Origin of the sequence: Leifsonia sp. Root227 (assembly GCF_001428745.1) — a bacterium.
GTDB lineage: Bacteria > Actinomycetota > Actinomycetes > Actinomycetales > Microbacteriaceae > Leifsonia.
On sequence record NZ_LMIO01000003.1, the window covers coordinates 95895 to 119370 of the forward strand.

General features: G+C 70.4%; 21 protein-coding genes. 14 read left to right on the forward strand and 7 right to left on the reverse strand.

The genetic code is table 11. The annotated features are described in order from the left end of the window. The first annotated feature begins 198 nt into the window (after positions 1-198). Complete coding sequence (locus tag ASE16_RS10540) at positions 199-2421, forward strand: HelD family protein (RefSeq protein WP_200949620.1); 2223 nt, start codon at positions 199-201, stop codon at positions 2419-2421. A 65-nt stretch (positions 2422-2486) separates the two neighbouring features. Here the strand turns inward: ASE16_RS10540 and ASE16_RS10545 are convergent, their stop codons facing one another. Genes ASE16_RS10545 through ASE16_RS10560 form a run of 4 tightly spaced genes read right to left on the reverse strand, consistent with a single transcriptional unit; the run spans position 2487 to position 5545 of the window. Further along, the gene (locus ASE16_RS10545; protein WP_055894650.1) at positions 2487-3146 is read right to left on the reverse strand and encodes a DUF1684 domain-containing protein; all 660 of its coding nucleotides are present in this window, start codon (positions 3144-3146) and stop codon (positions 2487-2489) included. After that, positions 3143-3751 (reverse strand): hypothetical protein, encoded by a 609-nt coding sequence (locus ASE16_RS10550; RefSeq protein ID WP_235500457.1) that lies wholly within the window; start codon positions 3749-3751, stop codon positions 3143-3145. The genes ASE16_RS10545 and ASE16_RS10550 overlap by 4 nt, the downstream gene beginning before the upstream one ends. A 48-nt stretch (positions 3752-3799) precedes the next feature. Next, entirely contained in the window at positions 3800-5125 is a 1326-nt protein-coding gene (locus ASE16_RS10555; protein WP_082581386.1) for an RNA polymerase sigma factor, read from the reverse strand. Positions 5126-5128: 3 nt separating this feature from the next. After that, on the reverse strand, positions 5129-5545 hold the full coding sequence (locus ASE16_RS10560; RefSeq protein WP_055894651.1) for a YciI family protein: 417 nt from the start codon (positions 5543-5545) through the stop codon (positions 5129-5131). A 232-nt stretch (positions 5546-5777) separates the two neighbouring features. On the opposite strand from ASE16_RS10560, the gene ASE16_RS10565 reads away from it, so the two are divergent. The 7 genes from ASE16_RS10565 (at position 5778) to ASE16_RS10595 (ending at position 16496) form a co-directional block, all read left to right on the forward strand. Then, the gene (locus ASE16_RS10565; protein ID WP_235500458.1) at positions 5778-6278 is read left to right on the forward strand and encodes an EVE domain-containing protein; all 501 of its coding nucleotides are present in this window, start codon (positions 5778-5780) and stop codon (positions 6276-6278) included. Further along, entirely contained in the window at positions 6275-6907 is a 633-nt protein-coding gene (locus ASE16_RS10570) for a 2-phosphosulfolactate phosphatase (protein WP_055894655.1), read from the forward strand. The genes ASE16_RS10565 and ASE16_RS10570 overlap by 4 nt, the downstream gene beginning before the upstream one ends. A 43-nt stretch (positions 6908-6950) precedes the next feature. Continuing rightward, the gene (locus tag ASE16_RS10575) at positions 6951-7253 is read left to right on the forward strand and encodes a DUF427 domain-containing protein (protein ID WP_055894656.1); all 303 of its coding nucleotides are present in this window, start codon (positions 6951-6953) and stop codon (positions 7251-7253) included. A 367-nt stretch (positions 7254-7620) separates the two neighbouring features. After that, positions 7621-13938, forward strand: coding sequence for a DUF5979 domain-containing protein (locus ASE16_RS10580; protein ID WP_055894657.1), 6318 nt, complete (start codon positions 7621-7623; stop codon positions 13936-13938). Positions 13939-14016: 78 nt separating this feature from the next. Next, positions 14017-15210 carry a PQQ-dependent sugar dehydrogenase gene (locus ASE16_RS10585; protein WP_200949622.1) on the forward strand — a complete coding sequence of 398 codons (1194 nt, stop codon included), beginning with the start codon at positions 14017-14019 and terminating at the stop codon, positions 15208-15210. 172 nt (positions 15211-15382) lie between these two features. After that, on the forward strand, positions 15383-15880 hold the full coding sequence (locus tag ASE16_RS10590) for a hypothetical protein (RefSeq protein ID WP_235500459.1): 498 nt from the start codon (positions 15383-15385) through the stop codon (positions 15878-15880). A gap of 109 nt (positions 15881-15989) precedes the next feature. Beyond that, the gene (locus ASE16_RS10595) at positions 15990-16496 is read left to right on the forward strand and encodes a SprT-like domain-containing protein (protein WP_055894662.1); all 507 of its coding nucleotides are present in this window, start codon (positions 15990-15992) and stop codon (positions 16494-16496) included. A 16-nt stretch (positions 16497-16512) separates the two neighbouring features. Here ASE16_RS10595 and ASE16_RS10600 read toward each other — a convergent pair whose 3' ends face one another. After that, positions 16513-17124, reverse strand: coding sequence for a GNAT family N-acetyltransferase (locus ASE16_RS10600; RefSeq protein WP_055894664.1), 612 nt, complete (start codon positions 17122-17124; stop codon positions 16513-16515). A 47-nt stretch (positions 17125-17171) separates the two neighbouring features. Here ASE16_RS10600 and ASE16_RS10605 point away from each other — a divergent pair, with 47 nt between their 5' ends. After that, positions 17172-17792 (forward strand): CGNR zinc finger domain-containing protein, encoded by a 621-nt coding sequence (locus ASE16_RS10605; RefSeq protein ID WP_235500460.1) that lies wholly within the window; start codon positions 17172-17174, stop codon positions 17790-17792. 109 nt (positions 17793-17901) lie between these two features. Here the strand turns inward: ASE16_RS10605 and ASE16_RS10610 are convergent, their stop codons facing one another. Beyond that, complete coding sequence (locus ASE16_RS10610) at positions 17902-19026, reverse strand: hypothetical protein (protein WP_082581387.1); 1125 nt, start codon at positions 19024-19026, stop codon at positions 17902-17904. A gap of 67 nt (positions 19027-19093) precedes the next feature. Here ASE16_RS10610 and ASE16_RS10615 point away from each other — a divergent pair, with 67 nt between their 5' ends. Genes ASE16_RS10615 through ASE16_RS10630 form a run of 4 tightly spaced genes read left to right on the forward strand, consistent with a single transcriptional unit; the run spans position 19094 to position 21847 of the window. Continuing rightward, positions 19094-19540 carry a MarR family winged helix-turn-helix transcriptional regulator gene (locus ASE16_RS10615; RefSeq protein WP_055894665.1) on the forward strand — a complete coding sequence of 149 codons (447 nt, stop codon included), beginning with the start codon at positions 19094-19096 and terminating at the stop codon, positions 19538-19540. 32 nt (positions 19541-19572) lie between these two features. Further along, positions 19573-20334, forward strand: coding sequence for a LamB/YcsF family protein (locus ASE16_RS10620; protein WP_055894667.1), 762 nt, complete (start codon positions 19573-19575; stop codon positions 20332-20334). Further along, positions 20331-20948, forward strand: a complete 618-nt coding sequence (gene pxpB / locus ASE16_RS10625; protein WP_055896318.1) for a 5-oxoprolinase subunit PxpB — start codon at positions 20331-20333, stop codon at positions 20946-20948. The genes ASE16_RS10620 and pxpB overlap by 4 nt, the downstream gene beginning before the upstream one ends. Then, positions 20945-21847, forward strand: a complete 903-nt coding sequence (locus tag ASE16_RS10630; RefSeq protein WP_082581388.1) for a biotin-dependent carboxyltransferase family protein — start codon at positions 20945-20947, stop codon at positions 21845-21847. Before pxpB ends, ASE16_RS10630 begins: the two co-directional genes overlap by 4 nt. A gap of 82 nt (positions 21848-21929) precedes the next feature. Here the strand turns inward: ASE16_RS10630 and ASE16_RS10635 are convergent, their stop codons facing one another. Then, a complete protein-coding gene (locus ASE16_RS10635) occupies positions 21930-22796 on the reverse strand; it encodes a spermidine synthase (protein ID WP_055896324.1) in 867 nt (288 codons plus the stop codon). Positions 22797-22950: 154 nt separating this feature from the next. On the opposite strand from ASE16_RS10635, the gene ASE16_RS10640 reads away from it, so the two are divergent. Then, complete coding sequence (locus tag ASE16_RS10640; RefSeq protein ID WP_055894669.1) at positions 22951-23469, forward strand: hypothetical protein; 519 nt, start codon at positions 22951-22953, stop codon at positions 23467-23469. Positions 23470-23476: the final 7 nt, after the last annotated feature.

The following is a 23476-nucleotide window of genomic DNA, read 5'->3' on the forward strand; positions in this document are numbered from 1 at the left end:
CGGCACGATCGTTCGCCGTAGAAAGTGACGCAGGCGGGGCTGCTGCCCGGCGCTGTGCGTGGTGCGTTCTGCGACGCAGGGAGTCCGACACGGACTCGCAAGTACTGAAAGCCTACCTGACCAGCCTGGGAATCACGCACAGGCGACTTCTCGGCTGGAGGAAGTAGACTTTCGGCCCGAATCGAGAGGGTGGTCTGCGTGCAGGAATCGGAACTCGAACGTGAGCGCGCCGTGGTCTCCGGACTGTATGAGCGATTGGATGCGCTTCGTGCAGAAACCGAGGATCGACTCACTCGGGTGCGGCGTGAGAGCGTGGGGAGCAACCATCAGGCGCGCAGCGAACGGGATGCGTTCGCCCGCCTCTACGAGGACCAGCTGACCCAGCTCCGGGAGGTCGACTCCCGCCTGGTCTTCGGCAGGCTGCTGCTCGACCAGCCGGTCGACGGCTCCGCCCACCGCTACATCGGCCGCATCGGACTGCGCGACGACGACCAGCGTTCGCTGCTGGTCGACTGGCGCGCCCAGCAGGCGAGCGCGTTCTATCAGGCGACGGCGAGCGAGCGCATGGGCGTCCGCGCCAGGCGGCATTTGACGATGACCGGCCGCGAGGTCGTGCGCGTCGACGACGAGGTGTTCGACGAGACCCTGCTCGACGGCGATGGGGCAGACCGCGAGCAGGTGCAGGGCGAGGGTGCTCTGCTCGCGGCCCTCACCGCGCAGCGCACCGGCCGGATGCACGACATCGTCGCCACGATCCAGGCCGAGCAGGACCGCATCATCCGCTCCGACCTCCGCGGCGCGCTCGTGGTGCAGGGCGGCCCAGGCACGGGCAAGACCGCCGTGGCGCTGCACCGCGCCGCGTTCCTGCTGTACGCGAACCGGCAGCGGCTGAGCGCATCCGGTGTGCTGGTCGTCGGCCCGTCGACGGCGTTCCTGCGCTACATCGAGGCGGTGCTCCCTTCGCTCGGCGAGACGGGCGTCGTGCTGCGCACGCTCGGCGACATCTATCCCGGTGTGGATGCGGTCGGCGACGACGAACCGGAGGCGGCGAAGCTGAAGGGCTCATCGCAGATGGTGCGGCTGCTGTCGCGCGCTGTGCGCTCGCGGCAGAAGGCGCCGGACGCCGAGCAGGTGGTCGTGGTCGACAACGAGCGGCTGACGGTGCAGCCGGAGCTGATCCAGCGGGCGATCGCCCGCGCCCAGCGCACGGGCAAGCCGCACAACGTGGCGAGGGTCACGTTCGTGCGCCACGCGCTCGGCGAGCTGGTCGACCAGCTCGCGGCGCAGCTCCGTGCAGGAGGGTCGACCATCGACGAGGCCGATCTGAAGGTGCTGCACGAAGACCTGCGCACGTCGTACGACGTGCGCGTGCTGCTCAATACGGCCTGGCTGCCACTCACCCCCGAGAAGTTCCTCCAGGATCTGTACGCGCGTCCTGCCTGGCTCGCTGAGCTGACCACGCGCTGGTCGGATGCGCAGCGCGCCGCGCTGTTCCGCGAGCGCAGCGCGCCGTTCACGGTGTCGGACATCCCGCTGCTGGACGAGGCGGCGGACCTGCTCGGCGACTTTCCTGGACGACCGGACAACAGCGCGAGGGAGCGGGAACGGCAGCGCAAGCGCGACATCGAGAACGCGAAGGCCGCGATCCGCAACATGGGCGTGAAGGGGCTCGTCAACGCCGAGCAGCTGGCTGACGGTTTCGCCGAACGCGAGGACACGGGCACCACGGCGGAGCGTGCGGCGGCCGACCGGTTGTGGACGTACGGGCACGTGGTGGTGGACGAGGCGCAGGAGCTCTCGCCGATGCAGTGGAGGATGCTGGTGCGCCGCTGCCCGATGAAGTCGTTCACGATCGTCGGCGACATCGCCCAGGTGGCGTCGGCATCCGGCGCGACGAGCTGGGCGGACGCGCTGCAGCCGTCCTTCAGGGACGCCTGGCGTCTGGAGGAGTTGACGGTCAACTACCGCACGCCTGCCCAGATCACCAGGGAGGCGGAGCACCTGGCGACGAAGGCCGGTCTGCCGATCACTCCGACGCGGGCCGTGCGCGAGGGCGACTGGCCCATCCGCAGGGTCTCCGCGGCGGCCCACCTGCTCCCGGATGCGGTGGCGGACGCTGTCGGCCACGACCGCGGCATCGACGCGGCAGGCACGGTGGCGGTGATCGCGACATCGGCGACAGTGGATGCGGTGGCAGCGGCGGTCACGAACCGCTTCGGCGACCAGGCGGCACGGGGAGCGGCCGGCCTGTCGAAGCCGATCGCGGTGCTGACCGGCTACGAGGCGAAGGGTCTCGAGTTCGACGCGGTGGTGCTTGCCGATCCTGACGCGCTGGCGGGGGAGTCTCCGCGCGGCGCGGCGTCGCTGTACGTGGCGATGACCCGCCCGACCCAGCGGCTCACGATGGTGACCAGGGCGTAGCAGGCGGGCGTCGCTGGGCGGCGCCTTCTCCGGTCAGTGCCGCCCGCGGGCGGCGCCCTTCGCGGTCAGTGCTCGGCGTTGTAGCGCTCGCCGACGGGGACCTCGACGGGGAGTGTGTTGCCCGCCTGGGCGAGCGGGCACGCCCAGGCCGGGTCGTATGCGCAGGACGGGTTGTACGCGAAGTTGAAGTCGAGGACGAGCGTCGCCTCGTCGTCCGCGTCGATGCCGAGATCGGCGCCCTTCACGGTGTCGATCAGGTAGCGCCCTCCGCCGTACGTGCCGCCGGGCTTTCCGGCGAGGGCGTCTTTCACCGGCACGAAGATCCCACCGCCGTACGACGCGAGCCGCCACACGTCGAGGGATCCGACGAACGGCACGTGCACGGCACCGAGAAGGTCGAACGGGACGACGCCGTCCGTGCCGGTCTCGACGTCCATCCGTCGAGCGTCCGTCGCGGGGATGATCGGCAGTTCGTACCGCCAGTCCGGGTCGTACGCGACCACGGGCAGCCCGGTGAACGTGTCCCTGTCCTCGGGGAGCAGCGGTGTGGCCGGGTGGGAGGAGAACAGGTCGTTGCGGCAGGAGATCCAGTGTGCGTGCGCCGTCGCAGGGTCCGTCGCCGCCATCCGCCGCACGGATGCGTACATCCCGAACACCCGCCGCCGCCAGTCCGCCGTCTGCACAGCGGTCACGGCCCTGGCCGCCTGCGGTGTCTCGATCGTCATGGCTGTTCCTCCTGCTCGCTCCCCGGATGCTCCGGACCATCATCATCTCGCGCGTCGACGTCTGCGGCCCCGGCATCGTGCATCGGCGGGTCGTACGCCCACGTCGGCGCGAGCTGACGCAGCCGCACCCCGCGCCACTGCCAGAACGCCCACATGGTGTACCACGCGACCGGCGTGAGGACGCCGGCCTTCACGATGAGCTGATCCCGGTAGAGGGTGCGCAGCCTGCCGTCGGCGTCCGGACCGGCTGGGTCCGGTGCGATCGCCATCCGGTGGTCGAGGTGGGGGATGGCCGAGAGCAGCCCGCCCGTTCCGCCCCCGCTGTCCCGCAGGATGCGGACGCGCCCGCCGCTCGCCACGCGCAGCGGCTCGCGCACCTCGCTGGCGCTCAGCCTGATCGCCTGCGTGCCGACCGTGAACGCCCCGAACGCCCGCACGGCCACGCGGTGCTCACCCGTTCCCCACACGGTGGGGAACCCCGTCGGCTCGTCAGACCGGAAGTCCACCCAGGGCAGAGAGACCTCGCGGAACGCCGTCGGGCTCTGCAGTGCGCGCCACGCAGCATCGGGATCGCAGTCGAGGAGAAACTTCAGGAGGACCCTCATCCCCCCAGTGTCGCGCATCCAGAGCCCGTCAGCACGCCGCAGTTCCCGTCAGCATTCCTCGGCCCTGGCGAGCAGCAGCGCGCGCTCCCGCTCGTTCCTCGTGAGAGCCGCGGCCCGCTCGAACTCCTGCTTGGCCTCCGCCCTCCGCCCGAGCCGGAAGAGCAGGTCCGCCCGCACGGTGGGGAGCAGGTGGTAGCTGCCAAGCGCCCCGTCGATCACCAGCTGGTCGACAACGTCGAGTCCTGCCTCCGGCCCGTACGCCATCGACAGCGCCACCGCCCTGTTCAATTCGACGACCGCGTTCGGCTGCAGCTCCGAGAGCGCGCTGTAGATCGCGACGATCTCCTCCCAGTCCGTGGCGTCCGCGGTCGGAGCCGTCGCGTGGCAGGCCGCGATGGCCGCCTGCAGGGCGTACGGACCGCGCCCCCTGTCCAGCCGTTCCGACCGGCGCAGCGCGTCGACGCCGCGGCTGATCAGGATGCGGTCCCAGCGCGACCTGTCCTGGTCCTGCAGCAGCACGGGCTCTCCCGTCGGGGTGGTGCGTGCGCCGAGCCTGGACGCCTGGAACTCCATGAGCGCGACCAGCCCGTGAACCTCCGGCTCTCGCGGGGTCAGCTCGGCGAGCACCCGGCCGAGGCGAAGCGCCTCCTGGCAGAGGCTCGGCCGCATCCAGTCGTCCCCTGCCGTCGCCGAGTATCCCTCGTTGAAGATCAGGTAGATCACTTCGAGGACCGAGCCGAGCCTGGCGGGGAACTCGGACCTGTCCGGCACCTCGAACGGCACCCGAGCCGCGCTCAGCGTGCGTTTGGCGCGCACGATCCGCTGCGCGATCGTGGGCGGCGGCACGAGGAAGGCGCGGGCGATCTCCTCCGTCGAGAGCCCGCCGAGGAGCTTGAGCGTGAGCGCGACCCTCGACGGCTTGGTGAGCACGGGGTGGCAGGAGATGAAGACGAGCCGGAGCAGGTCGTCGTCGATGGTCTCCTCCGCGAGCGTGGCAGGATCGTCAGCCCCACGCTCGGTCTCTAGGTCGTGGGCGAGCTGGGCGTACCGGTCGCCCAGGCGCTCCTGGCGTCGCCAGCCGTCGATCGCCCTGCGCTTGGCGACCGCCGTGAGCCACGCACCGGCGTTGCGTGGCACGCCGGATTCCGGCCACTGCTCGAGCGCGGCGACCAGCGCATCCTGAGCCAGTTCCTCCGCCAGCCCGACGTCGCCCACCAGCCGGGTGAGCACGGCCACCAGCTTGCCGGACTCGATCCTCCACACCGCCTCGACCGTGCGGAGCGCGTCGTCACGCGCCGTCCCGCCTGCCGCGGCCGGCGCTCCGTCTCCGTCCGGCGCTCCGTCTCCGTCCAGCGTTCTGCCCCCGTCCGTCATCCGCTACGCCGTCCGCGGCTCGCCGCCGGCCTCGCGCCAGGCCTTCTCCTTCTGCACGTACACGTTGTCCTGATCGAACTCGGCGATGTCGACCACCTTGCGCACCTGCACGCTGCCGGTGGTCAGCGGGATACGCCGTGCCCACTCCAGCGCTTCCTCCCTGCTGGAGACCTGGATGATCCAGAACCCGGCGATGAGCTCCTTGCTCTCGGTGAACGGGCCGTCGACGACCGTGCGTTCGTCGCCCGCGTACTCGATCCGTGCGCCCTCCGAGCTGGGGTGGAGACCCTCGCCGGCGAGGATCACGCCCGCTTTGACGAGTTCGTCGTTGTACGCGCCCATGGCGTTGAGGTCGTCCTCGCTCGGGGTGCCGCCCGCCTCGGTGTTCTCGTCCGCGCTGAGGATGAGCATGTACTTCATGGTGTCCCTTTCGTTTCTCCGGCGCATCCGCGTCGGTTCCGGCGGGCTGTTCCGCCCTCTACCTCCACGTCGAACGACCTGGCCAGGAATCGACATCGGCGGGGGTTTTCTTCCGTGCCAGTCTCGCGGGACCGTCCCCTGTGCGTCGAGCGCACCCGGGAAACTGGGGACAACTCGACGGCTGGCGCGGCGGGGGAGGAGCGTTGACGGGGGCGTGCGCTACAACTGGAACATGGCGATCCGCTACTGGCTGGGTGTGGTGCAGCAGGACCACGTGCTGCGGGGTGTCGCCGCGGGCATCGCCCAGGTCAACCACGGAGCCAAGGCGCCGCTCGAGCGCATGCACCAGGCGGACGGTTTCGTCTACTACTCGCCCAAGACCGCCTTCCCGGACGGCGAGCCGCTCAAGCAGTTCACGGCCATCGGCCGCATCGCCGACGACGAGATCTACCAGACCACCCAGGGCCCGTCGATGCGGGGACCGGCCGCCGACTTCAAGCCGTGGCGCCGCCGCGTCGAGTGGGAGCACGACGCAGAGGCCACACCCATCCGCCCGCTGCTTCCCGTGCTCGACTTCACCAGGGACAAGCCGGACTGGGGCTATCAGCTCCGTCGCGGGCTCATCGAGATCACCCGCCACGACTTCGAGCTGATCCGCCGCCAGATGCGCCGCCCGTCACCGGACGACCCACACGCGAAACCGCTCGGCCGCCGGGCTACGATGTCCCGGTGACCGAGCTCGCGACCCCATCCACCGCATCCACCGAACCGGCCATCAGCCCCGCCCACGCGCAGGCCAAGTATCAGATCCGATTCGACTGGGCAGCGGACGGCGCGACCGCCGTCGCCTCCGACGCCGACATCGTGATCTGGGTCGACGTCCTCCCGCCGGCGACCGCGCCAGGCGCGCCGCCCGCCGCCGCACCCACCCTGGATGCACTCCCACCACTCCCCGACGCCGCCTCCGTGATCCTCGGCGGCCTCACCACCGCATCCGCCGTCGCCGCCTGGGTGCTGGCCGAGCAGGTCAGGCTCGGACGACGCGCGATGGTCTCGATCGTCGCCGCGGGAGGGACCACCACCTCGGGCGCCGTGCGATTCGCCGTCGAGGATCAGCTCGCCGCCGGGGCGATCGTGGATGCACTCGCCGGCGTCGGCATCGACTACAGCTCGCCGGAGGCCGCTGCAGCGTGTGCAGCGTTCACCGGCCTGCGCGGCGCGGTCGCGCACCTGCTGACGGCGTCCGCCTCCGGTCAGGAGCACGTCGCCGCCGGACGCACCCCGGCCGACATCGCCCCACTCGGGCGCCTCGACAGCGAGACGGCTGTGACGGTGCTCCGAGGGCGGCCGGCCGCGGAATGATCCAGCAGGACACCGTGTTCGGCTCATCAGGAGGTTTGATCCCATGAAAGCTGTTCTGAACGACACCGTGATCGCCGAGGCTCCGGAATCCGAGCTGATCCGCATCGAGGGCAATTGGTATTTCCCGCCGGCGAGCGTCAACGCCGACCTGCTGGTTCCGAGCGACACTCCGTACACCTGTCCGTGGAAGGGCGAGTGCCAGTACTTCTCCGTGAAGGACGGCGACTCCCTGCTGCAGGACCGCGCGTGGAGCTACCCGACGCCGTACCCGAGCTCGTTCGAGCGGGTCGGTTCGGACTTCAGCAACTACGTCGCGTTCTGGAAGGACGTGCAGGTCGTCGACTGACGACACGGCGCATCCAGCGCAGCACGACACCGCGACACCGCCGGGACACACTCCCCGGCGGTGTCCGCATTTAGGGGGACTGTACCCAGAAAGTGGGGTACAACGGTCCTTCCACTCCACGGCCTGAGTAGATATACATGAAGGGCGGAAGAAACTCCCGGAACCCGAACCGGGGGTCGCGCCGCCCGAGCTGACCCGAATCGGCTCGATCGCGCGTGCTTACCCGGCTTCCGCGGAACAGAGACCCGATTCTGTGATTCGTCGCGCCTTCCGTCATGCTCGAAATCCGTTCAGCAGCTCCACAGCAAAGCATCGAGACAGCAGCGCTCTCGCCTTCGGGCGACTGAAGCGCCTCGGTGCGGTCTCCGTGGCACTCGTCGTCGCCCTCGTCGGCGGCAGCGTGGTCGCGGGGCCGGCGTTCGCGGCGACCGCATCCCTCACCGTCGACAAGTCCGTCGACGGCAAGGCTGCGGTCGCCGTGACGAACGGGTCGGAGTTCACTTACACGGTGATGGTCGGCTGCGACGACAACGACTGCGTCGACGCCAAGCTGGTGGATGCGCTCCCCGCCCAGTTCGCCGGGTTCAGCATCCTGGAGACCAGCGTCTCCCCGAGCTCGAAGCCGTTCACCAAGACGCTCACCGGGTGCACGAACACTGTCACCTCGTCGTGCGTCCTCACCGTGCTCTTCACCGACACGGTCGCCGGCGGCGTCGGGATCCCGGCAGGCGGCACGTACCGCGTGACGGTGACCATGAAAGCGCCGCAGAACCTCGCGCCCGACTGGGCGTACAACGGCGTCGCGGTCACGAACACTGCACTCGGCACGTCGTCGACAGCACCGGATGCGCGTGGCTCCGCCGACGTGACCGTGAACATCCCGGTCTCCGTGGACGAGAAGGTCGGGAAGACCTGGGCCCCTGCGAACCAGCAGTTCGCGCCTGGCGCGACCTCGACCATCACCCTGACCAGCCAGAACACCTCGAACGTTCCGGCTGAGAAGCTCGCCGTGCAGGACCCGACCACCGCCCAGGACGGTGCAACGGGCCTCGACACGTCCAACCCGTTCGCGATCGTCGACTTCGCCGGCTTCGGCGCTGTGAGTCTTCCGGCGGGCGCCGACCTGGTCCAGGTCGACGCATATGTGTACGACAGCGGCTCCAACGCCTGGAAGTGGCAGACCGGCCCTCCGACCTCCGCCGCCGACATCCAGCTTCCCGCCGGCATCGCCCAGGCAGACGTGGCCGGCCTCCGGTTCAGCTACACCAGCAGCACCGGCGCCACGATCGCCGCGAACGGCGCACCAGGCAGCGTCGGCATCGCCGTCGCGCAGCGCGCAGACAACCGCATCACCTCCGCATCCCTGGTGGGTGGTGCGACCGTCACCAACAGGGTCACAGGCACCGTCACCGTTCCCGGCAAGCCGGAAGTCTCAAAGACTGCGCAGGCACCGTTCACCATCGGCGGCCTGAACGTCGTCGTCAGCGCTGGGAAGACCATCGCGCCCAGCCGCATCCCCGCCGGCACCACAGCGACCGCCTCGATCACGGGCAAGAACGACTCGAACGGCCCGCTCACCTCGCTGACCCTCGGCGACCGCGACTTCTTCACCGCCTCGCTCGGCTTCGGCGGCTTCGCGGCGCCGCTGTCGTACCCGTCCGGTGCGACGGGCGCATCCGTCGTCTGGTTCTACTCCGACGGCAGCAGTGCCGCGGTTCCGTTCCTCGACGGCGCGACACCCGTTCCTCCCGCCGCTCCCAGCGGAGCCCACCTCACCGGCCTCGATCTGACGTACACCGGTTCCGTCGCGGTCGGCGCCATCGCAAGCGCGCAGTTCCTGATCGCCCCCGCCGCCGACTACGTCGCCGAGAGCGACAGCCCCGCGGACGTGACGAACACTGTGAAGGTCACCGGCACGAACCCGGCGGGAACAGCGAGCAAGACAGCGACGGCGCCCCTCAAGATCTTCTACCCGGAGATCTCGCTGAAGCTGGCGAAGTCGATCTCGCCGTCCGGCGCCGTGTCCCCTGGCTCGACCGTCGTGGCCAAGCTCCCGGCGACCACGTCCACGGACTCCGCGTACGTGCGGCCGAACACCATCGTGGTCGAGGACGCCTGGCGTCAGGGAACGGCCAACGACTTCTACAACGCGTTCAATCCGATCGCGATCGCTCCGACGCAGGTGCCGCTCGGCTCGACGATGACCGTCGAGTACTCGACGGACGGCGGCACGACATACACGGTCCTGACCGTGGTGGATGCGACGGCCGCCGCCCAGAACTACAGCGCCGCCCTTCCCGCCGGACTCGTCGGCAGCATAACCGGCCTGCGCTTCACCTTCGCCAACCCGGCCGGCTTCGCGCAGGGGACGACGGTGAGCCCGAACGTCACCGCCCAGGCGCGAGCCGACCTGCGCGACGGCACAGGCACGACGTCGGTCGCCGACGCCGCAGCAAGCACCTACCAGAACCAGGCGAAGTCGCACGCGTCCGGCGTCATCACCGGTGCGCCTCCCGTCGTGAGCGACGTGTTGACCGCGAACGCCAACGCCGCCATCAGGAGCACGAGCGGAACCGGCTCGCTCGCCACCGCCAAGAAGTGGACGAAGCAGGATCTCACCGGCGACCTGACAGAGCTGCCGTCGCAGTCCGGTCAGCGGGCAGGCACCGTGCTCTCCTGGGGTGTCACGGACACCGGGTACAGCTCTGTGACGATCTCCGACCCCGCGTCGAACGAGACCGACCCGTCGCAGACCGTGTTCCAGGCGTTCGACCTGGTGCGGATCGCGCCGGTCAGCTTCGCCTCCCAGCCCCTGCTGAAGTGGGATGCGGTCACCGAGGTCTGGCTGTACCACGACAACGCATGGAACCTGGTGGCTGCTCCCGGCGGCACCTGGATGAACGGCACCGGCTTCAAGGGATACGACCTGAGCCAGACCGAGTTGCGCGACACCACCGGCGTCCGCATCACCGTCGCCCCGAACGACGCAGCCCGCGCAACGTCCACCGACCCGAGTGCTCCTCCGGTCGGCTCCGGCATCGCGACCGTCGCTTTCGGTCAGTCGCGCAGCTTCGGCCTGGTCTGGCAGCTCCGCAACCTGCAGCGCGACCCCGCCGACCTCGCTCACCCGTTCGCGACCGCGAACACGGTGTTCAACGACCCGACCGCAGGCACCGTCTGGAACCGCAGCTCGGCCTCCGGCGTGCACAACGGGACGCCGGTCGGCCCGGTGAACGCCGCGGACAACATCGCCCTGATCGACCAGCCGCCGCTGGTGGACGTCGCGAAGACGAGCGAGCACACGACGATGGTCGTTCCGAAGGCAGGCGACGTGGATGCGGGGGACTACCCGCGCAACGACTTCACCATCACGGCCACGAACGCCGCAGCAGCCCGCGCCTCGTACATCAGAGTGACGGACCCGTCGCCGTGCGACAGCGCATCCATGGGTGACTGCCTCTCCGCTGCGAACGCCTGGGCGACCGACCCGTTCGCGGGTGCGAGCTACAGCGCGGCCAGCCCGTTCGAGCGGCTGAATCTGACGAAGATCGCGTTCGCCATCCCGGCAGGTCAGGTCGACCCTTCCGAGTCGCGGGTGACGCTGTGGCACCGAGCGGCAGACGGCACGCTCAGCACCACGTCGATCCCGATGATCCAGGCCGTGGTGCTGCAGGCAGCCGACCTCGTGGATGTGGTCGGCGTCAGCGTCGTCTACCAGGGCACGGACCCCGCGGCGGACGGCGGGTCGATCGCCGGCGGTCAGAAGCTCTCGATGATCCTGAGCACGCAGGTGCGGGTGACTCAGCGCAGCGTCCCCTCAGCGGAGGTGAAGGCGTTCCGTGTCGACAACTACGCCTTCGCGCAGGGCTACGACCCCGTGCTCTACCCGACCGGCCAGGGCTCGCAGCCGAGCGACAGCGACAACGCCGGCCTGACGCTCACGACCGCCACGCTCGACGTGCAGGCGTCGAAGAGCTTCTCGACGCCGTCCGTGCTGGAGAAGGACAGGCACGCACCCGTCGCCGTCACGCTCACCGCGAACCAGGGTCAGGCGACCGCCGCGACGCACCAGCTCACCATCGCGGATGTCGACCAGGCGTTCTGGAACGAGTTCGCGCTCACCGGCCTTGCCGCGGGCGACGTCGCGCTGCCGGCAGGGGCCGATCAGGTACGGGTGGATGTGCAGACGGGAGGGACAGCCACCTGGATCACCGGCACGACCGCCGCGACGGCCTCGCTGCCGACGACCGCCGTCGACCAGATCACAGGCATCCGGTTCGTGTTCAGCCGGGCGGACGGCGGACTGTTCAGCCGCAGCACGATCCCGGCGAACTTCACCGCAAGCGCCGTCCTGCACGTGCAACTGCGGGATGCGGCACGCGACGGTTCCGCGATCGTCTTCCCGAGCACGGTGGCGGACACCGTGACGGCTCTGACGCACCGCACGGACAACCCCGCCGTGTACGCGGACAGGACGGACGACGCCTCCGCGAGCATCGCCCTGCTGACCGGAACGCACAACCTCGACGTCTCGAAGACGCCGGAGAACGGCGTGCACACGGTGAGCGTCGGCGACCCGAACGTCTGGACGCTGACCTTCGCCAACACCGGCACAGGCTTCGTCGACGTCACGAAGCTCGTCGACACCCTGCCGAGCTCGCTCGTCTGGGACGGCGAGGCTCCGACGTACGCGACGACGCCGGGCGGAACGCTCTCCGTCACCCCGGCGGCCGCCCTCGACCCCGCGACGGGAGAGCTCATCCTCACCTGGCCTGCCGGTGGTGCGCGGATGTCTCCTGGCGAGCGGTTCACCGTGCAGCTGAACCTCGTGCTGCAGCCGGGACTCACCGGCTCGCAGCAGGCGGTCAACCAGTTCTCCGTCAGCACGGCGCAGACCCTGGATGCGTGCACGAACACCTCGGGCAACGGCCAGGGAGTGCTCTCCGGCCTCGCGGCCGACGCCTGCGGCACGAGCAACTACGTACAGCCGATCTCCGGCCCGTCGCTCTACACGAGCAAGGGCGTGAAGGGTGACGTGGTCGACGGCATCGTCACGGGCGCGGTCAACGTGACCAACTCCGGCGCCACCTGCGCCCCGGATGCGGACGGATACTACGTGTCCCCGTGTGCGGCGAACACCGTGGTCGGCGGAACGGACCAGTGGCGGCTGCGCGCGATCAACAGCGGCACGGTGACGTACGACGCGCTCGTGTTCGTCGAACCGCTCCCGACGCCCGGCGACCGGATGCTCGCCACCGGCTCCAGCCGCGGCTCCACCTACCGCCCGGTCTTCGACCCCGCATTCGGACTCGTCGCCGACGCGCCGGTCGGCACGACCACCACCTGGGAGGTCACGACCGCGCCGGACGTCTGCGTCGGCGCTGGGGCGACGGCCTGGCCGAGCGACCCGACCTGTTCTGCGAACCCCGTCGCGTCCGAGTGGACGCCGTCCACCGCGTTCACCGGCGACTGGTCGGCCGTGACCGGCATCCGCGTGACGCTCGACTTCACCACGACGGCGGCAGGCACGCTGGCGCCCGGTGCCACCGTCGGCGCGACGTACCGCACGATCAACCGCCCGGCGACGGCCGCGGCTCCGGATGGGGCTCCCGTCTCGATCGCGTCCGGCGCTTCGTACGCGTGGAACCAGTTCGGTGCGACGGCAGCGCTGACCGGCGGAGGGACGGTGCGCCGTGCTCCCGTGAAGGCCGGCGTGACGATCGTCACCGGTCCGCTGCAGGTCGACAAGGTCGTCACAGGGTCGGCGGCAGCCGCAGCACCGGCCGAGTTCCTGGCCGACGTGGTCTGCACGGTCGCCGGGGCGCCCGTCGATCTCGGAACCGCCGCTCAGCTCTCGCTCGCGACCGCGACCGGGCTCACCGCCCGCATCGACGGCATCCCGCTCGGCGCAGACTGCACGGTAGCCGAGCACGGAGCACCGGGTAGCTACGGAGAGGCCGATCGCTCGATCTCGGCGGGCACGATCCACATCCTGTCCACCGAGCAGGCAGGCGCTGTCCCCGCCGATCAGACGACAACGATCACGAACACCTACGAATTCGGGGCGCTGTCGATCGGCAAGACGGCCAAGGCCCTGAGCGTCATGGAGAAGGACGCGGTCGAGTACACGATCACCGTCGCCAACCAGGGCGCGCTCGACGCGACGGCGTTCACCGTCACGGACACGCTGCCGACCGGATCGACCTTCGTCTCGGCCGACCAGGGCGGCACGGAGAGCAACGGTGTGGTGAGCTGGCCGATCGCGCTGCTGAAGCAGGGCGCATCCGTCGACCTGCACGTCACGCTCACCTTCGCGAAGGCGGGAACGTACGCCAACATCGCGACCGTCAGCACGCCGCCTGTCGGACCGTGGAAGCCGCCGACGACGGACGGAACGTGCACGGGCAAGCCGGACGCCGCCTGCTCGCAGGTCGTCGTGAACAAGCCGGTCGACCCGTCGGGACCCGGCGAGCCGGGCGGCCCAGGCACGACGCCGACGCCGAAGCCGACTCCCGACCCGACGTTCACCACCGCCCCTGCGCCCGGCCCTGGCGCGACCTCGGCGGCAGGCGGCCTGGCCGCGACAGGCTCGGCAGGCGACTACCTCCTCGTCGCCGCCTGGGGAGCGCTGCTGATGCTGATCGGCGCGGCCTTCGTCGCCCGCCGCAGGCGCGGCAGGGCGTAGCGCGCAGCCTGAACGGCCGCTCGGACCGTGGGGTTACCATGACCCCACGGTCCGCGCAGTCGAGAGGGAGGCAGCGCCATGAACCGAGCCGCAGGTGTCCGGCCGCTCCGGCGGAAGGCGATGCTCGTCGCCGCTGTCGTCGCCGTCGCAGGCGCGCTCGTCGCGTGCACGGCGCCGGCGCCCGTGCCGCAGCCGACCGCGACCAGGACCCCCACTCCTCGGCCGTCGCCCACCACGAGCATCCCGGCCATCCCCGCCATCCCGTGGCAGCCGTCCGGGCAGACGACCGTGCTCGAGACCGGCCTGAACGCGCCGTGGTCGGTCGTGCCGCTCGCCAGCGGCTCCGCGCTCATCAGCGAGCGCGACAGCGGCACCGTGCTCGAACGGCTGCCGCAGGGCGGGATGCGCACCGTCGGCACCGTGCCGGGCGTCGTCCACTCCGGTGAGGGCGGCCTGCTCGGCCTGGCCGTGCAGAAGGAGTCTGCGCCGCGGTATCTCTACGCATATGAGACGACCTCCGATGACAACCGCGTCGTGCGGATGCCGTTGACCGGCGTGCCAGGCAGCTACGCGATCGGCGCGCCGGAGAACGTCGTCACGGGCATCCCGAAGGCGTCCAACCACGACGGTGGACGCCTCGCCTTCGGGCCGGACGGGATGCTCTACATCACCGCAGGCGACGCCTCCGACCCGGCGAACGCGCAGAACGTCGCGTCGCTGGGTGGCAAGATCCTGCGCGTCACGCCGGACGGCGGCGTCCCAGGCGACAACCCGTTCCCCGGCTCGCCCGTCTGGTCGTACGGGCACCGCAACCCGCAGGGCATCGGCTGGGATTCGCACGGCACGATGTGGGCGAGCGAGTTCGGTCAGAACACCTGGGATGAGCTCAACATCATCACGCCGGGCGCGAACTACGGCTGGCCGAACGTCGAGGGCATCGGCGGAGAACCGAAATACACCGACCCCGTCTACCAGTGGCCGACCGACCAGGCGAGCCCGAGCGGGCTGGCCATCGTCGGCGACACGATCTTCATGGCGGGGCTCGGCGGCCAGCGGCTCTGGACGATCTGGTCGACCGCCGGTCGCGCGCCTGTGACCGTCGAACCGTTCTTCGACGGCGACTTCGGACGGCTGCGGGATGCTGTCGCGCACGGCGACACGCTGTGGCTGCTCACGAACAACACCGACGGCAGAGGCGACCCCCGCTCCGGCGACGACAAGCTGATCCAGGTCGCTCTGACGCCTGCCCAATCCGTCAAGCACCCCGGCTGATCGACGTGTCGCGTTAGTCTGGGATGGTTACACGACCTGGAGCAGAACCCTGAGCATCATCCTCGGCTACGACCCGACCACCCTGCGCGAGCGCGTCGACCTGCGTGCGGCCGGCCTGAGGCTCGACGAACTCGGCGGCCTGCGCAGTCTCAGCGCGCTCAACGAGAAGACCGTGCTGCTGCGTCTGCTCGGCCGGCTGGACGAGGCGATGCAGGTCGGCAACGAGGCGGTGCGCCAGGCGCGGTTCACCGGCGACAGGGAGCAGCTGCTCGGAGCGCGCGTCCGCAGGGCGCAGGTCCTGCAGTTCCAGGGCAAGCTCGACGAGGCGATCACCGAGCTCACCGGATGCGTCGACGAGGCGCACGCGCACGAGTGGACGGCGCTCGAGGCGTTCGCCACCCAGAACCGCGGCAAGGCGTACTTCGACGCTGAGGACTACGACAACGCGCTCGCCGATGTGACGGCAGCGGTCTTCCTCCGGGAGAAGCTGGGGGCGTCGCCGAGCGACATCGAGAGCTCGCTGATCGCCGTCGCGGTGGTCAAGTCGTTCGCCGACGCACACCGCGGCGAGAAGGACGAAGCGGCAGCTGCGGCTTCGGAGCGGCGCGGCCCGGACGCCGCGAACCGCGCGCCGGAGCCGCAGGAGACCTCGCACGACGACGCGCGCTGAGCACGGCTCCGTGTGCTCTCCCTGCCCTGGAAGGGCGGCGCGAAACGCGCGTAGGATTCTGGCATGAGTTGTCCGGCCGTCGAGCGCATCCACCCGGTGGTGGGCACTGATGGCTGATCTGGAACGCGTCAGGCGCTGGGCGAACGCTCTGATCGCCCTCCACCTCGACCCGTCCGTGTGGACGTTCGACTTCGACAACGCGAAGACGCGTGCTGGCCTCTGCAACTACACGGCGAAGCGCATCACGGTCTCCCGCTACCTGGCCGCCCGCTACGACGACGACGAGATCCACCAGATCCTGCTGCACGAGGTCGCGCACGCGCTCGCCGGCTCCCGCGCGGGGCACGGCCCTCGCTGGCGCGCGACCGCCATCGACCTCGGCTACGAAGGCAAGCGGCTGCACGGCGGAGCGATCGCGGACGACCTCGCGCCCTGGGTCGGCACCTGCCCGCGCGGCCACACGCACTACCGCTACCGCAAACCGGCGCGGGCGCTCGCCTGCGGTGCGTGCTCTCGCCGTTTCGACGCGGCGAACCTCATCTCCTGGCAGCACCGCGAGGTCTCGGCGGCGCAGCGCCGCATGGCGGCGTCAGCGGCGAGCGAGCAGGGGCACTGAGGGAGCTGGGGGAGGCCTAGGCGTCTGCCGCGGCGAGTCGCGCATCCAGGCCGGCCCGCACCTCCGGCCACTCCTCGTGCAGGATCGAGAACACCGCGGTGTCTCGCCAGGTTCCGTCTGCGCGCCGCTGCATGTGGCGGAGGACGCCCTCCGGCTTCGCACCGAGGCGTTCGATGGCCCGGCGCGAACGGGCGTTGAGCACGTCGGCCTGCAGCTTGATCCGCTCGAAGCCGTTGTCGAACGCGGTTCCGAGCAGCAGGCGCTTGGTCTCCGCGTTGACGCTGGTGCCCCAGACTTCCGGTGCGTACGCCGTCCAGCCGATGTGGGCGGACTCGTTCACGAGGTCGAAGTCGCCGAGCGTGGTCGTGCCGACGATGCGGTCGCCGTCGTTGCGCAGGCAGACCGCCGTCACGTTGCCCGTGCCCCACTGCAGGTACTTCACGATGAACTCGTGCCATTCCTCGTAGGTGTCGCGGTATGCGGCCGGGCCGCCTCCCCAGCCGCCTGCGAAGACCTCCGGATGCCCGATGGCGTCGAACAGGTCGGGCAGGTCTTCGCGGCTGAGCGCCCGCAGGCGCACGACGCTGCCGTCGATGATGTGGGTCGGATCCGGGCGAGTGGCGGCCATCCGCTCAGTATCCCATCCGGCACCGCGTAACCGACTATATTGGTTACATGGCGATCGCTGCGATACTCACCAACGGCACCGGACAGTGGATGGATTCGGCCGATGGCCAGCACTTCTGGTTCGACTCCGGCGCGTTGGCGCTCGACTTCTCCTACACCGGAGGACTCGACCAGGACGGCGGCGAGTGGCAGACAGTCCATGATGCCAAAGAACTGAACGACTGGCTGACCGCCCGCTTCCCCGAGGTCGCACCGACCGCGGGCGACCGCGAGTTCCGGGATGCGGCGGCCCTCGGCTCCGCGATCGGCCGCCTGGCCAGGCAGCAGAGCATCGGCGAGACGCTTCGCCCTGAGGATGTCGACGTCGTCAACCTGTTCGTCGCGACCCCGGACATCCCGCCCGTGCTGGCCGGCGGCGGTCGTCAGGCCGGGCGCACCAACGCCCGCCCGCACCAGGCGCTCGCCACAGTGGCCAGGGATGCGGTCCGCCTGTTCTCCGCGGAGGCCGACGGTCGCATCCGCGAGTGCTCCGCCGAGGACTGCGACCTGGTCTACCTCGACACGTCCCGCTCCGGCAATCGCCGCTGGTGCTCGATGCAGCGCTGCGGCAACCGCGCCAAGGTCCGCGCCCACCGCGCCCGCGCCGCCGCCGCTGCCCCAGCCCCCTGACCCCCGCCCGGCCCCGCAACCATCGAGCCCGGACTTGTTCCGTCGACACCTCGGCGTGTCGCCCGAACAAGTCCGGGCTCGATGGTTGCGGGGCCGGGCGGGGCAGGGGTCAGGCGGCGATGACCGACTCCTCTTCGGCGGCGGTGACGAGGCGCTGCTCGTCGGCGAGGCGCCGCTTCCGCGCGCTGAGCAGGTGGGTCACGCCGATCAGCGCGATCCCCGCCGTCGCCCAGAGCGCGAGCCGGAGACCGTCGAAGCCGAACGCCTGGCCGGGGAAGTAGGTCAGGGCCCTCGCCGCATCCAGCCAGGCCGCCCCGTTCCAGAAGGTGTTGAGCCCTGCGAACAGCGCGGGAGACAGCGACGCGGCGAAGATCCCGCCGGAGCTGGTGAAGTTGAGCATTACGAACAGCATCGTGAGCGCGGGCGTCGTCCACTTTCCGAGCACCGGATGCAGTCCGATGCCGATCGTCACGATGCCGAACACATACAGGGCGCCGAGCAGCCAGATGCTCCACTCGTTCCCGGAGAGCACGCCGTAGACCGGGCCTGCGACCACGACGCCGATCCCGGCGACCACGAGGGCGACGCCCGCCGCGATCCCGATGCGCCAGCCCATCCCGAGCTTGGCGGTGACGGCGGCGACCGCGATGGCGCTGGCGTACGAGCCGACGCTGAGGGCCACGAGCAGGAAGAACAGGCCCTGGCCCGTGCCGTCCTTGACCGCGGCTGGTCGCACGTCGTCGATGGTGACGGGCAGGTGCTGCTGGTAGGCGATGGGGAGGAACAGCTTGGTCGCCGCTTCTGCCGTGGTCGCCGAGCTCGCCGTCGAGACGATGATCGTGGCGTGGGTGGCGTCCGTCTCGTACGCGGCAGCGAGCTCCTGGCTCTTCACCTTCGCGCGTGCGGTCGAGGCGTCGGCGACGGTGGTCACATCGAGTTCTTTCGCCGCCTTGTCGTTGAGGGTCTGCGCGAACACGTCCGCCGCAGGCCCCGTGCCGACGATGGCGACCGGCAGGTCGTGCGGCTCCGGCTGGTGGAAGGCGCCGAGATACGCCAGCGCCATGCCGGCGGCCAGGAACAGCGGAATGAGCAGGTGCGATCCGAGGGCCTTCCAGAACGAGGCAGGTGGCCAGATCGACCGTCGCTGCTGGACGGGCATGGGGGCGATGCGGTGCGTGGACATACCGGTGCTGTCTCGTTTCTGCTGGGGGAGGGAGAAGAGCGGGAGATACATAGTTGCACTATGCAACATCCATTGTTGCACAATCAGCGTTGCATAATGCAACAGATATCCTGGAGCTGTGACCACGCATCCAGAGCAGCAGCCCGACCGGGACGACATCATCGCCAGCATCGGGGCCCAGCTGACCACCGTCGCCCGCCGCGGCACGGCGAGGGTTCGCCGCGAGAACGAAGCCCTCTCCTTCGTCGACCAATCGCTCCTCAGCTACATCGGCGCCAACCCCGGCTGCCGCGCCGTCGACATCGCCGCGCACTTCCAGCTCAACCGCTCCACCGTCTCCCGTCAGCTCGCCGCGCTCGCCGAGTTCGGCCTCGTTGCCTCCGCCGAACCGGATGCGTCGCGCGGCCTGGCGCTCCGCCTCACGGATGCGGGCACAGCCGCCCTGCGCGACGCCGCGAGCACGGTTCGGGCGGCCCTCACCACGCGCCTGTCCGGCTGGACGGCCGACGAACTACGCGCCTTCGCAGGCATGCTCTCGCGCTACAACGACGACCAGGAGGCGTGACGCGCGACGCGACCAGCCGACACAATGGAGGGGTGGAACGTTCGATCGACCTCAACAGCGACCTCGGCGAGTCGTTCGGCGCGTGGACCCTCGGCGACGACGCGGCGATGCTCCGCCTGGTGTCGAGCGCGAACGTGGCGTGCGGTTTCCACGCCGGCGACGCATCCACGATGCTCGCCACTTGCAGGCTCGCCGCGGAGAACGGCGTCGCGATCGGCGCGCACGTCTCATACCGCGACCTCGCCGGTTTCGGCCGCCGCAGCATGGATGTGCCTCCTGAGACCCTGCACGACGAGGTCGTCTACCAGCTGGCCGCGCTGAGCGGCATCGCGCGGGTGGCGGGTACGCGCGTCTCGTACCTCAAGCCGCACGGCGCCCTCTACAACCGCATCGTCACCGACCGCGAGCAAGCGGGGGCAGTAGCGAGCGCCGTCGCGGCCTTCGACCGTGGGCTTCCGCTGCTCGGCCTCGCCGGCTCCGCCATCGCGGACGCGGCAGAGGATGCAGGCCTCCGCTTCGTCAACGAGGCGTTCGTCGATCGTGGATACCGCGCGGACGGCACTCTGGTGCCGCGCACCGAGCCAGGCGCCGTCCTGTCCGGAGACGTCGCCATCGCCGAACGCGCCCTGCGCCTCGCGCTCGACGGCCGCGTCGTCGCGGCGGACGGCACGGACATCGCCGTGCGGGTCGACTCGCTGTGCGTGCACGGCGACACCCCGGGAGCCGTCGCCATGGCCGCCGCCGTCCGGGCCGCGCTCACCGACGCCGGCGTGCGCGTCGAGGCGTGGCGATGACCGTCAGCGTCCTCCAGAACGGAGACCGCGGCCTCCTGGCCGAACTCGACGACCTGGATGCGGTGCTCGCCCTCTACCGCGCGCTCGAACGCACCCGTCCGGCCGGCGTTATCGACCTGGTGCCAGCCGCCCGCACCATCGGCGTCACCGTCGACCCTTCCGTGCTCCCGCTGAGCGTCGCCACGAACTGGCTCGCGCACACCGTCCCTGAGCCGCCGCACGCCGCGGACGCACGCGTCGTCGAGGTTCCCGTCCGCTACGACGGCGACGACCTGGCCGAGGTGGCTGCGCTGCTCGGGATGCGGCCGGCCGACGTGGTCGCGCTGCACACCGCATCTCCCTGGCTGGTGGCGTTCTGCGGGTTCGCGCCGGGGTTCGGTTACCTGGTCACCGACCACGAGCGTCTGGTGGTGCCACGCCGCGCGACCCCGCGAACGGCGGTCCCCGCCGGGGCGGTCGGACTCGCGGGAGAGTTCAGTGGGGTGTACCCGCGGTCGAGTCCTGGCGGCTGGCAGCTGATCGGCACGACGGACGCCACCATCTGGGACGCCTCGGCCGAGACGCCGGCGCTGCTATCGCCCGGCACGGCGGTGCGGTTCGTGGAGGCGTCGTGAGCATCGTGGTCGTGGAGCCCGGCCCGCTTGCCGTGGTCCAGGACGGCGGACGGCCGGGCCTCGCCCACCTCGGCGTCAGCCCGTCCGGCGCGCTCGACAGGGCGGCGCTCGCGCTCGGCAATCGCCTGGTCGGCAACGACGGCGGATGCGCGGGGCTCGAGCTCCTCTTCGGCGGCTTCACCGCGCGGTTCGCCGCGCCTGCCTGGTTCGCCGTGACCGGCGCAGCAGGCCAGATCGCGCTCGACGGCCGACCGGTGGACCTGCACCTCGCGCAGCACGCGGAGGTCGGCGCCGTGCTCACCATCGCTGCTCCCGCTGCCGGAGCGCGCAGCTATCTCGCCGTGCGCGGCGGCATCGCCGCTGAGCAGGTGCTCGGTTCCCGGTCTTCCGATCTGCTGTCCGGCATCGGACCTGCGCCGCTGCGGGCGGGCGATGTGCTCGCGGTGGGCGAGCATCCCCTGGCCGAGGTGCCACTGCTGGACTTCGTGCCGGTGGCCGAGCCCTCCGCCGGCGTGGTGGAGGTGCGCGCACATCCTGGGCCACGGGCCGACTGGTTCACCTCGGCCGCCCTGGAGGCGTTCTACGCGGTGGAGTGGCGGTTGAGCGCGTCGAGCAACAGGGTCGGCGCGCGACTCGACCCTCCGCGCACGCCGGCGCACGCCGCGGGGGTGGAACAGCATCCCGTGCCGTTGCTGGAGCGGGCGATCACCACCGAGCTGCCGAGCGAGCCGATGGTCGCGGGTTCCGTGCAGGTGTCGCCGGACGGCAGGCCGACCGTGCTGCTCGCCGACCATCCCGTGACAGGCGGCTACCCCGTGATCGCGGTGGTCGCCACCGCTTCCCTCGACGCCTTCGCCCAGCTCCGCCCCGGTCAGCTCGTCACCTTCCGCCACGCCTGACCCGCGCGCGCAGCCATCGAGCCCGGAGTAGTTCAGGCGACACGCCGGGCCGCGGTGTGAACAGCTTCGGACTCGACGGCTGTCAATCGCGGCGGGTGCCGGTCTGGAAGATGCTGCGGGCGGGCGGCGGGGAGGGGACGCTGGTGGCGTCCGTGACGATCGGAGCTTTGCCTGCGAAGGTCTTCAGCTCGGCGCCCGCGACCGCTTTGGCAGGGTGCGGGCCGCTCGCGAGCAGCCGGGGAAGCCAGTCGAGCGGAAGGGAGGCGTTCGACCCGACCAGTACGACGTTGCCGAACCTGCGCCCCTTGAGCACCTGCGTCTCTGCCAGCGCGGCGACGTTCTCCACCACGGAACCGAGTGTCGCGATCTGGCTGCGCGCGAACGTCAGCGGAGGCCCGTCCGCCACATTGACCAGCACGATCCCGTCCGGGGCGAGCAGCGACACCGCTGAGCGGTAGAACTCCACACTGGTGACGTGCGCCGGGGTGCGCGCGCCGCTGAAGATGTCGATGACCAGCAGGTCGACAGAGCCGCGCAGCCCGGCCGGCAGCTTCCCGACCACCTCGCGGGCGTCGCCGTGCCGGATGCGCACCTGCGCATAGCGGGGGAGTGGAAGGTTCTCCCGCACCAGGTCGACGAGGTTGCTCTCCAGCTCCACCACCTGCTGGCGGGAGCCCGGCCTGGTGTACGCGATGTACCGCGGCAGAGTCAGCGCGCCTGCGCCGAGGTGCACGGCCGTGATCGGCTGGCCCGGGTCGCCGATGAGGTCGATGACGTTCCCCATCCGCTGCACGTACTCGAAGAAGAGCTGCGACGGGTCGTCGAGGTTGACATGCGACTGGGGAGTGCCGTCCACCACGAGCTGGTACGAGCCAGGCACGAACCTGTCCGGCTCGATCGTCGCGAGATAGCCGCTCTCCTTGAGCACGACGGACGGGTTCTCTGGCACGGCATCCACCCTAGTCGCGCGGGATGAGGCTGCGACCTCCACCCGGATCTCCACCCGCATCCCCTCCCTGGGGCTGTGCCGGATGCACTCCAGCCCGGGCACGCTGGAACAGTGCCGGAACAGCCCGGCGCCGCACGGACACGAAAGGCCGGCCATGACGCTCGAAACGCTCGGGAACGCACTCCTCATCCTCGTCGCGATCGGCTGGATCGGCGTCAGGCAGATGACCTGGCGCCCCGTCTCGATCGGCCGGATGTGGCGGATGCCGGCGATCTTCGGCATCGTCGGCCTCGTCATGATCGTGCAGACCACCAAGCCGACCGCGCTCACCGCTCTCGACCTCGGGGTCCTCGTCGTCGAGCTCGTGATCTCCCTCGGCATCGGGGCGTGGATGGGCGCCATCGCCCACTTCCGCCCGCTGCCGGAACCGATCGACATCGGCAAGGACCGCAGGGAGGTCGCGACGTACGAGTCCCGCACGGGGGCGTGGGGACTCGTGCTCTGGGTGCTCGTCATCGTCGTGCGCGTCGGCATCGACGTGCTGGCAGGCATGGCAGGTTCGCACCTCGCCGCATCCACCGGGGTCATCCTGCTCATGCTCGCCGCGAACCGTGCAGCCCGCACAGCGGTCTTCGCCAGCAGGCTCGGCCGCCACGCGGCCGTGACCGTGTGACCCCCCG